Source organism: Marinimicrobium sp., assembly GCF_002695945.1.
Taxonomy (GTDB): Bacteria; Pseudomonadota; Gammaproteobacteria; order Pseudomonadales; family Cellvibrionaceae; genus Marinimicrobium; species Marinimicrobium koreense.
This window is the reverse complement of sequence record NZ_NZQP01000008.1, coordinates 1-9,630: the sequence shown is the minus strand read 5'-3', so window position 1 is coordinate 9,630 and position 9,630 is coordinate 1. Positions and strand designations below refer to the sequence as shown.

At 60.0% G+C, this 9,630-nt stretch carries 7 protein-coding genes, 4 tRNA genes and 1 rRNA gene; all 12 read right to left on the bottom strand.

Going from position 1 to position 9,630, the window contains the following annotated elements:
* The coding region (locus tag CMG77_RS00355; RefSeq protein WP_286903386.1) for a GTP-binding protein at positions 1–270 on the bottom strand (270 nt) is incomplete at its 3' end.
* Positions 271–416: 146 nt separating this feature from the next.
* Positions 417–492, bottom strand: a tRNA-Thr gene (locus CMG77_RS00350).
* A gap of 40 nt (positions 493–532) precedes the next feature.
* Positions 533–606, bottom strand: a tRNA-Gly gene (locus CMG77_RS00345).
* A gap of 61 nt (positions 607–667) precedes the next feature.
* Positions 668–751: transfer RNA gene (locus CMG77_RS00340), tRNA-Tyr, on the bottom strand.
* Positions 752–844: 93 nt separating this feature from the next.
* Positions 845–920: transfer RNA gene (locus CMG77_RS00335), tRNA-Thr, on the bottom strand.
* Between the two features lie 50 nt (positions 921–970).
* Positions 971–1,561: an SPOR domain-containing protein gene (locus CMG77_RS00330; protein ID WP_286875977.1), complete on the bottom strand. Its 591-nt coding sequence runs from the start codon at positions 1,559–1,561 to the stop codon at positions 971–973.
* A gap of 146 nt (positions 1,562–1,707) precedes the next feature.
* Entirely contained in the window at positions 1,708–2,454 is a 747-nt protein-coding gene (locus tag CMG77_RS00325; protein WP_286804534.1) for a type III pantothenate kinase, read from the bottom strand.
* Complete coding sequence (gene birA, locus CMG77_RS00320) at positions 2,451–3,449, bottom strand: bifunctional biotin--[acetyl-CoA-carboxylase] ligase/biotin operon repressor BirA (RefSeq protein ID WP_286804535.1); 999 nt, start codon at positions 3,447–3,449, stop codon at positions 2,451–2,453. Before birA ends, CMG77_RS00325 begins: the two co-directional genes overlap by 4 nt.
* Positions 3,446–4,558 (bottom strand): alanine racemase, encoded by a 1,113-nt coding sequence (alr, locus tag CMG77_RS00315; RefSeq protein WP_286804536.1) that lies wholly within the window; start codon positions 4,556–4,558, stop codon positions 3,446–3,448. Before alr ends, birA begins: the two co-directional genes overlap by 4 nt.
* A 107-nt stretch (positions 4,559–4,665) precedes the next feature.
* Positions 4,666–8,025, bottom strand: a complete 3,360-nt coding sequence (locus CMG77_RS00310; protein ID WP_286804537.1) for a DUF7133 domain-containing protein — start codon at positions 8,023–8,025, stop codon at positions 4,666–4,668.
* A gap of 156 nt (positions 8,026–8,181) precedes the next feature.
* Complete coding sequence (locus CMG77_RS00305; protein ID WP_286804538.1) at positions 8,182–8,970, bottom strand: 3-keto-disaccharide hydrolase; 789 nt, start codon at positions 8,968–8,970, stop codon at positions 8,182–8,184.
* Positions 8,971–9,540: 570 nt separating this feature from the next.
* A 5S ribosomal RNA gene (gene rrf, locus CMG77_RS00300) occupies positions 9,541–9,630 on the bottom strand; the annotation flags it as partial.

Here is a 9,630-nt window from a genome sequence, read left to right as displayed (position 1 = left end):
CACATAGTCGGCGTGGCCCGGGCAGTCTACGTGCGCGTAGTGACGGGTCGGTGAATCGTACTCTACGTGAGAGGTCGCAATGGTGATACCACGCTCACGTTCTTCCGGCGCATTGTCGATACCGTCAAAGGCCATGGCAGAACCACTGCCCCAGACTTCGTAGCACACGCGGGTCAGAGCCGCGGTCAGCGTGGTTTTACCGTGGTCAACGTGACCGATGGTGCCCACATTGACGTGGGGCTTACTGCGTTCAAATTTTTCCTTCGCCATTGCGAGCGCCTCCTCACATTCAAGCTTTACAGATGGGTTAACCATTCCGCGCACTTCGGGCTCTGCCAACGCGACAAAGCGCCACAAGGACAACGGATACTCAGACAAAAAACCGCTGCGGAGGCACACCTCCGCAGCTGACAAAATGGAGCTGATGAGCAGATTTGAACTGCCGACCTCACCCTTACCAAGGGTGTGCTCTACCAACTGAGCTACATCAGCTTTGAAAACGTTTCAGGCCTTACTTGGCTCCACCGCAAAGTGGAGCGGGCAGCGGGAATCGAACCCGCATCATCAGCTTGGAAGGCTGAGGTTCTACCATTGAACTATGCCCGCAAACTCGGGCCTGCTTCCTGCCAGGCCTTGCAGGACTCTCTCGCAGAGCGCCCTTCTAATATGGTGCAGGGGGGAGGATTCGAACCTCCGAAGCTTGCGCGTCAGATTTACAGTCTGATCCCTTTGGCCACTCGGGAACCCCTGCCAAAAAGTAGCCGGCATTGTCCGGCTCGCAACCCCGCCTGTCAACCGAAAATTCAATCTTTTCACACAGTTACATGCAGGGTTTCAGGTTGAATGGAGCTGGCGAGAGGAGTCGAACCCCCGACCGGCTGATTACAAGTCAGCTGCTCTACCAACTGAGCTACGCCAGCACTCGAACCTGACCACGTCTCAACGTGGAGGCGGGATTCTAGAGAAACTTTTACTCAGAAGCAACACCTGGGCACAAATTTTGTCTTCGCTCCAGCGTGGGATACTCCGCCAGCAACTCCTCCCACAGCCGATCCGACAGCGCCCGAGCCTGCAAAGCCGGCATTACAAGCCAGATTTCCCTGTGCGTTCGCTCCACTTCGCGGATCTTGGCGTCATAACCGAGCGCCTGGAGCTCATCCCGGCGCGCTTCCGCGAGAGCCCGGCGACTGAACATGCCGAACGAGATGCCGTTGGCGAGCTCTCCCCGGGGAATCACGTAGCTGTCGATCTGCTTGGCCTGGAGCTCATGGAGGCGCCGTAACGCCTCCCTCTGGGACAATTCCGGCGCCAGATGCACCCAGTACCCACGCCCGTCAGACACCTCGATATTCTGCGACTCGGCCGTCACATCCAGCGCCCTCAGACGCTGACCAATGGAGTCAGCATCGCCATGCTCAGTAAAGGGGCCCACCAGGACACACAGGGGCAAGGCGTCCGACACGGAGCCCTGATCCTGATCACTCTGCGAATGCCCGGCAAGCGGCAACTCGCCAGACGCCTCGGACAGAAGCTGGAGAGACGGGGCAGAAGGGGGAACCACAGGCGCCTCTCCGCTGCCCGAGGGCCCAGAGGTCGGTATTACCCCAAACTGATGAAGTGCCAGCAATAACACATTGACCAGCACCAAGACCGCGAGTATTGCCCGCATATAACTGCTCTACCCTGAAATGAACCAATCCGGATTGCTTAGGCGCCGGTCTCAGCGCGGTACGCCACCGCCAGACCGTCCAGTACAATCTCCTGCCACAAGCATGCCTGCGAAAAGTGGGTACCGATAAGCCCGGCGTCACCGCCGGCCACAATCAACCGGGAGGATCTCTCAAGCTGCTGACAGGCATTCTGGACAAACCCGACCACCATCGCAGACAGTGCGGCCTCGACGGCTCCTTCGGTATTGTTCGCCGGCGCAAGCTGGAGCCTCTCCGGCGGCCCCTGCAGACTTCGAACCCGGGCCGTTCCCACATCCAGAGCCCGGCGCATCGTCTGCCACCCGGGGGCAATATAGCCTCCCCGGTGAACACCCCGCTCATCCAGCAGATCCGCGGTAAGCGCGGTGCCGGCCTGAACAATCACGGCCGCCTCCCGGGACACCTGGCGCGCCGCCAAAAGAGCGAGCCAACGATCGACCCCCAGGCGCCCGGGCCGTGAGTAAGCACTCACTACGCCCGCACACTCGGCCAGCGAACGCGCAAACCAGGGGGTAAGCCGCCACTGGGACTGCGCCCACTGCACCAGCCGGGCTTCATCCGCCGCCGGACGCACCGATGCCACTCTCACCGTGTCCGGCACGACACCGGCAGGCAAGGCATCTTGCACCGAGCTGCTCACAGTCTCGAGGTCCTTACCCGCGTCGGCGCCGGCGGCCAGCGTACCGGATTCGCCCTGCAGGCGCCATTTAATCCGGCTGTTTCCCCAATCAATTTCCAGAATCATGACGCAGCTCTCATCGACAACTCGCCCCCGTGGCACAGAACGCGCTCGCCGTCCTGCTCGAGCAGCAATGCACCACTGACATCCACCCCTCGGGCAATCCCTTCCTGCGCTCGAGCGCCGGAGCTGACCACAACTCGGCGCCCCGCAAACGCATCGCGAGCGAGCCACGCCTCGCGCCAGGCGGCAAAGCCTTCGCGATGGTAACCGGACAGCAGTGCCACCAGGGCATCAATCAGCCGGGCCGCCAGCACGTTGCGCCCAGGAACCGGACAGCGCTCAGACGCGCACACGGTTTCCAGGTCGGCCCAGGGCTGCTCGATGTCGCGGGCGGGCTGGTCGGGCATCGCCAGGTTCAGACCGACTCCGACCACCACCTGGCAGGCGCCGGCCGGATCCCCCGTCATTTCCAGCAGCACACCCGCGAGCTTGCGTTGCTGCCACAGCAGGTCATTGGGCCACTTCAAGCCGACCGCCCCAACCCCTTCTGACTCGAGCACCTGGCACATTGCCACACCAACCGCGAGGCTGAGCCCCTCCAACTGAGCCGCACCGCCCTCAAACCCCCAACTGAGCGACAGATAGAGGTTGCGCGCGAACGGGCTGACCCAGGTACGCCCTCTACGCCCGCGACCGGCCGTCTGTTGTTCCGCCAAGCAGACATAGCCGCCCTGACCAAGGGCGGCTCGCTGCATGGCTTGCGAGTTGGTGGAGTCGGTGACCGACAGAACCTCCAGCTCGGTGAGCTGAGCGCGCGTCTGATCACCCAGCTGTTCCCAGAGACGATCCGGCTCCAGCAGCTCCAGACCTCCCAAGAGCCGGTAACCCCGGCCCCGCACCGATTCCAGTTCGATCCCCAACTCGCTCAGCTTCTGCAGCTGCTTCCACACCGCCGCGCGGCTGATACCAAGCCGTTGTCCCAACTCATCCCCGGAGTGGTAATGGCCACTGGAAAGCGTGTGCAGCAGTCGGGACAGGGTCGCTTCATCACGACTCATTGCGCCACCTCTCGATAAACGCGACGGTAGCGCCCGGCCAGGCTGGTAAGCACTTCGTAACCCAGCGCACCAATGCGGCGGGATACATCGGCCACCCGCAACCGATGGTCAAGGACGGTGATCCAGGTGTTTTCGGGCGATTCGGGGGGCGCCGCTTCCGTAATGTCGAAAATGGTCGTGTCCATGGAGATTCGTCCGACCACCGGAACGCGCGTATTCCCCAGATAACCTACCCCGCCCTCTCGACCGATGGTGCGATTGAGTCCATCGGCATAGCCCCCGGCCACCACCGCCAGGCGCCGCCCGGCGGGCAGGCGGGTCTCGCCTCCATAGCCAATACTCGCCGGGTGGCTCAGTTCTCGTACCTGAAGGACCGGCAGATCCAACTTCACCACCGCTTCCATGGCAGGCTCACCATCGGCCACGGGGTCAAAGCCATACAGAGACGCCCCCGGACGCGCGAGATCAAAGTGCCAGTCGGCTCCCAGGAAAATACCCGATGAGTTGGCCAGACTGCAGCGGATACCCGGCAACAAGCGTCGAGCACTTTGCGCCACAGCCACAAACCGTTGTTGCTGCTCTCTGTTCATGGGGTGATCGGGCTCGTCGGCACAGGCGAGGTGACTCATGACCAGGACCGAATGACAGCCGGCAAGCAATTCGGGCTTCGCCACACAGTCACGCCAGTCTTCCTGACTGAGCCCCATCCGCGTCATACCGGTGTCCACTTTGATCACCGAGGGAGAGGCAACATCCAGCGCCCGACAGACTGATGCCCAACGGTCCATGGCCGCCCGGCTGTAAAGCACCGGTATCAGCCCCGCGTTTATGCACTCCTCTTCCTCGCCGGGGCGGACGCCGCCGAGAATATAGAGGACGGCATCGTCCGGAAGAAAGCTGCGGGCAGTCAACGCTTCCTCCAGGGTGGCCAGGAAAAATTCCTGGCAGCCCGCCCGATAAAGCGTCTGGCCCACCGGTTCCGCGCCAAGCCCGTAGGCATCGGCCTTGATCACCGCGGCCGGCCTTTGCTCAAGGACGGAACACAGTGTGTTCCAGTTGGCCCGCAGGGCCGAGAGGTCAATCGTGAGGGTGCCGGTCGCGGTACTCATAGAACAGGTGTCCATCAGGCTGGTCGATGGAGGCATCTAAGCAAACCTGACGGGGAAAATCCAGATGAAGACGATAATTACATCCATCCCTGGATGCTCCATCATCTTCAGGGGGCGAAGCGATGCAATGTATAAAACGCACTCATCGGCACACCGCCATGATCCCGCGTCAACACGTCGGACTCGAGCGTGAAGTGGTACACCCGAGCCGTTTGTTGTGGATGCACGTTCGGCACCTCTGTCGACTCCAACTCCAACGTCACCGCCGTGCGGTCGTCACTTAGCGTAAGGCCGGCGATCGCTTCGTCACGCTGGCCCAATTGCTCTGAACCGTAATCCGGTGCATCCCGATAAGTCCAGGAACTCAGCGCGAGCGCATCTGCCAGCGCCTGAGGGGTCAGGGTTTCCGGCAGTGCCCGGGTGAACTGCAGAGTAAAGCCATCTTCGGTGACTGTTATCTGCTTCAACGCCAGCGGAGGCTGCTCACCCTGCCAACTCACACGTTGCAAGGCGGCCACATGACCACCCTTCGCCTGCCAGCCACGCCCGGTTTGCCCCAGCAGCAGACTGCCATCGGGCAGAAAAACCGGACGCATTGCCCCGGACGCCAGATCCCGGGCAAACGGCATTGCCGCTCCCTGCACCGTTCCATCCGGCAAGGTTTCCAGCGCGACCCGGAACAGATTGGATTGTGTCTGGTCACCGATCAGTATCTGTTCAGAGAATGGGCCAAAGCGCCCCTGGGTGGTATCCCAGACCGGGTGCCCCGGAGAGTTCGCCAACAGGTTCTGGGGCATCAAGAGCCGTTCCGGTTCGCGATGGTCCCGCACTCGCGACCAGGCTATGCCCTGTGAGCCCGGCGTCATCCCCGGCAGATCAACCAACCCGGACGGATGCCCATAGAAGGCATTTTTCTTCAGCATGAAAAGCTTCGAGGTGCCCACAAACTCGCCCTGGTTCTCGGTAAACCAGACCTGATCATCCGGCCCCAAGGCCCAACCGGCCGCACTGCGCAGACCACTGGCCCAGGGCGTGGCCTCACCGTCGGGGGTCACTCTGAACGCCCAGCCACTGAAGCCTCCCTGAGAGCCCATATAGAGGCCATCGGCTTTGTAGACCGCCTCGTCGGTATGAGCCAGATTCAGCCCCAGATAATAAGCACCATCGGCGCCTTTCACCGGCCCGTGCAGATAGGTGTGGTAGTTACTGTGATAACCGAACCCATCGAACAACGTTTGGTAGTGATCTGCGCGCCCGTCACCGTTGGTGTCCCGAATCCTGGTCAACTCGGCTTTCTGGCCAACCACCAGATCCAGACCCGCCTTGTCTTCAATCACGACGCCCAGGCTATCGAAAAGACCTTCGGCAAACAGGTGCCACTCATCATCGATCAATCGCCAGATCCCCGCGTTTCGGGTCGACACCACAACCGTCCCATTGTCAGCCACGGCGATCCCCAAGGGCTCAAACAGGAGATCTCGACCGTAGTTGTCTTTGGGGGGCAGATAGTCTTCGATGGCGTAGCCGTCCAGAAGGTCCGCCTGCGAGGGCACCACTTTCAGCGGCTGACGTACATGGTCAAACGACTTGGACGTCGGTCGCCAGGGGTTGTCAGACAGTGCCAGTTGTCCCTGCAGGCGCACCGGCAATTCGCTCCCCTCAGGAATAACCCACTGACCCTCGGTAATTGAACCTTCAGAGACCGAGATATCCGTGACGAGCTCCGTTGCCAGCTGCAGGCGCTGCTCGGAGTTCAGGGTCCCATCAACCTCCAGCGTCAGAACACCCTGGGCGCTGATGTCCATGGTCATTCCAAAGCGATTGTCACCGACGGATACCTCAAACGTGGGAGCCGCCTCCGCTTGTCGGGAGTCTCGCCGGTAACCGTGAAAACGGGCATCGACTTCCGCGAGCAGATCAAAGTGGTCCTTCTCACTGTACAGCGCAGCCCGCACCCGCTCGTGATCCTGGAAGACCGATTCCTTGAATGAAAAGTCGACCGGCGTTCCGTCCGGTTGAAGGGGTGCGAACAACGTATTGGTCGCCCCCAGACCAATCTCCCGGCTGTCATACCCCATACGCAAACCGCCTCCGCCGCGATTGCGCAATTCACCTCCCATATCCAGGAAACCACCCTGCCAGAGCTTGACCACACCCAGCACTCTGGGGTCAAAGCTGTAGTTCACACCATTGGGCAGCCCAACATGTATGGCTCGTCCGGACGTGCCAGGCATGGGTCCCCGCTGGATCTGGACTTCATCCAGAACCAGACGCTGCAATCCATCAGTGAGTGGATCATAGACCTCCGGCCCACCCTCTTCGACCAGTTGAACGACCGGCCCCTGGGTTGCCAGCGGATTGAGTGTTTTGAGATAGGCCCCGATCGCACCCAGATCACCGTCGCTCAAGGTATCGGTCGAGTAAGCCGGCATGATCGGCTGATAAACTTGACCCGAGTTTGAACCTGATTCGGCGATTGCCAACTCGGCATCCGGTTGACGGATACTGCGGTGCAGGTAACTCCGATCCGCTTTCAGAGTGAACCGGGTGTCTCCCTCCCCCTGCTTGACTTCCCGATCACGAGGGGTCCGTTGGAACAATCCATAGAGGTTGGGGCCGGCACGTACCGATTTTTCGCCGTCGGTGACGGCATGACATGAGGTGCAGCCCAGCGCTTTGAATGCCTTCTCGCCCTTGGCCACAAAATCTTCCAGCTGCCCCAGGTTGGACTCGCCGCCCGTTTCAGAGGGCAGCTCGACCGCACTGAAATCGGCGTGCGCCAAGGACACCTGGCGCAGCGCCACCGGTCCCTGATGAACGTGCACCATCAAAGGCCCCGATGTTGTCTCCCAGGGGTTAATCGAACCTCGGGTAAACCCGGTAAGCAGCGTACGCTTCTGAACGATCTGGTTATTGATGCGAACCTCAAGCAACATGGCGGGCTCTACTTTCTGCCCCGCCTCATTGTAGCGAGGGGCGCGAAACTGTATTTCCACGGGAAGCCATTGACCAACAGTGTCACCTACCGAGCGCAAGGGCGGCACACCATCAAACTCCGGGGGAGTCCGATTTTCATTCCATCGCGGCGCAAGGGCACCCATACTGTCGGTCTTCAAGGCCTCCGTCTGCTCGGATCCGGTCAGCACCACTTCATAGCGCCCCTGCAGATAAACACCCGCGCGGGCTTGCTCGGCCAGTAGGACTTCAAACGTCAGAACGGAGTCTCCCAGAGACTCTTCCGACAAGAGCCTTATGTCCTCCGCGCCACTGTCGAGAAAGAGCGTCTCAGGTTTGCCCTCTCCAACCACAGGCTCTAACCGCCCGTCCTGATACAGAACATCATGAACCTGCTCCCAGGGTGCCTCGGGCGTCAGCACTGACGCCTGCACTCCAATGACGAACAGGGAGAGCACGCCTGCCGACACCACCCAAAAGGATTGACCGAACCTCTTTATTATTTTCAGCATAGTTTTACCTCTGAACAGAATGGCGCTGCGCCGTGCCTAACGTTATCGTTTTGTGTTGAGTTGACTAAAAAAAACCCGGCTGTCGCGTTCAGCCGGGTCTTGCGTCGCGATCCCTCGCCGATGAAAAAAGGCAGGCAATCCTGCCTCCTGGGAGTATTACAGTTCGCGAACCCAGATATTCCGGAAACTGACCGCCGCGTCGTGGTCTTGCAGGAAAATGGGAGCACAGCCGTGCGCTTCATCGTAGCTCGGCTCGCCGATCCACTCAGTCGCGCCCTGAATCTCGAAGTGGTTCTGTACCACGACACCATTGTGCAGCACGGTCACGTAGGCAGGCTCTTCCAGCGCACCACTGTCATCAAAGCGCGGGGCCTGATAAATAATGTCGTACTCCTGCCACTGGCCACGCGGACGGGTCGCGTTCACCAAGGGAATGGACTGCTTGTAAACCGATGCAGCCTGGCCGTTGGGATAGGTTTCATTGTCATGGGAATCGAGCACCTGAATCTCATAGCGCTCCTGCAGGAACACACCGCTGTTGCCTCGATCCTGACCATCCATCCCTTCAATATCGGTTGGAGAACGCCATTCAATATGAAGCTGCACGTCACAGAATTCCCGCTTGGTCCGGATACCACCCTGACGACGGGCCACGGTCATCGCATCACCGTCCAGATTCCAGGTCGGCTCTCCACCGTTCTCCCCGACCCACGCGTCCAGGTCGCTACCATCAAACAGAACAATTGCATCGGACGGGACACCGTCCTGGGGCACTTCCACCATCGGAGGAACCGGCTCCCAGACTTCTGTCTTCTGGGCCTGCTGCCAGGGTTCAAGTTCTTCCTCTGCCGCGGTTTCATTGGTCTCGGCGCTGCAAGACAGCGTCACAATACTGCCAAATACCACTGCGCTCAGGGTTTTCAAAGAATGGGGTAATTGCTGCATCTTTATGACTCTCTTTTATTGAGCTCCGGGCCTGCCATTCAGCACTGGACCAACTTGACCGAATACCTCACATTGGAGCGAACAGCCGATCAGACCGGAGGTTGGTTTTATAGCATATAAAAAACGTTTTATCTAGTAAAACTACCCACAGGTTCGGGCCACGGTAGTGTACCAACTCTGCGAAAAGTAACCAGTGTTAGGAAAGCGAAACGGGTGGGTTTGTCGGTTGGGGAGAGTGTGGGAGAGTTTGTCGGTTTACGGCCTGAGGCCTAAACCGACCTACGGGAAGGCAAAGACGATGAGTTAGAACAAGGCGCACCCGCAATGGCCGCAGGCCGAGCGAATCGGCGAGGTCCGAAGGACGAGCCGAGGCACAGCCCCACCCGCTGGAGGGGAGCTTGAGTCGGAGGCAGGATGCCGAAGACGACGCCCGAACGGGCGCCCGAAGGGCGGCGGGCAGGACGCCCGCCGTCACCATGACCGTTAGGGCATCGGCAAGCGCCTCGAGCTTTTGCGGGCTACAAAAAAATACCCCGAACCATTGCTGATTCGGGGTATTTCAATTTAAGAGCTTGACGATGACCTACTCTCACATGGGGAAACCCCACACTACCATCGGCGCTAAGTCGTTTCACTTCTGAGTTCGGAATGGGATCAGGT

Bases quoted from the DNA above. Each gene is read 5' to 3' on its own strand.
- CMG77_RS00305 (WP_286804538.1), bottom strand. From the start codon at position 8,970: ATGCAGCAATTACCCCATTCTTTGAAAACCCTGAGCGCAGTGGTATTT.
- alr (WP_286804536.1), bottom strand. From the start codon at position 4,558: ATGAGTACCGCGACCGGCACCCTCACGATTGACCTCTCGGCCCTGCGG.
- birA (WP_286804535.1), bottom strand. From the start codon at position 3,449: ATGAGTCGTGATGAAGCGACCCTGTCCCGACTGCTGCACACGCTTTCC.
- CMG77_RS00325 (WP_286804534.1), bottom strand. From the start codon at position 2,454: ATGATTCTGGAAATTGATTGGGGAAACAGCCGGATTAAATGGCGCCTG.
- CMG77_RS00310 (WP_286804537.1), bottom strand. From the start codon at position 8,025: ATGCTGAAAATAATAAAGAGGTTCGGTCAATCCTTTTGGGTGGTGTCG.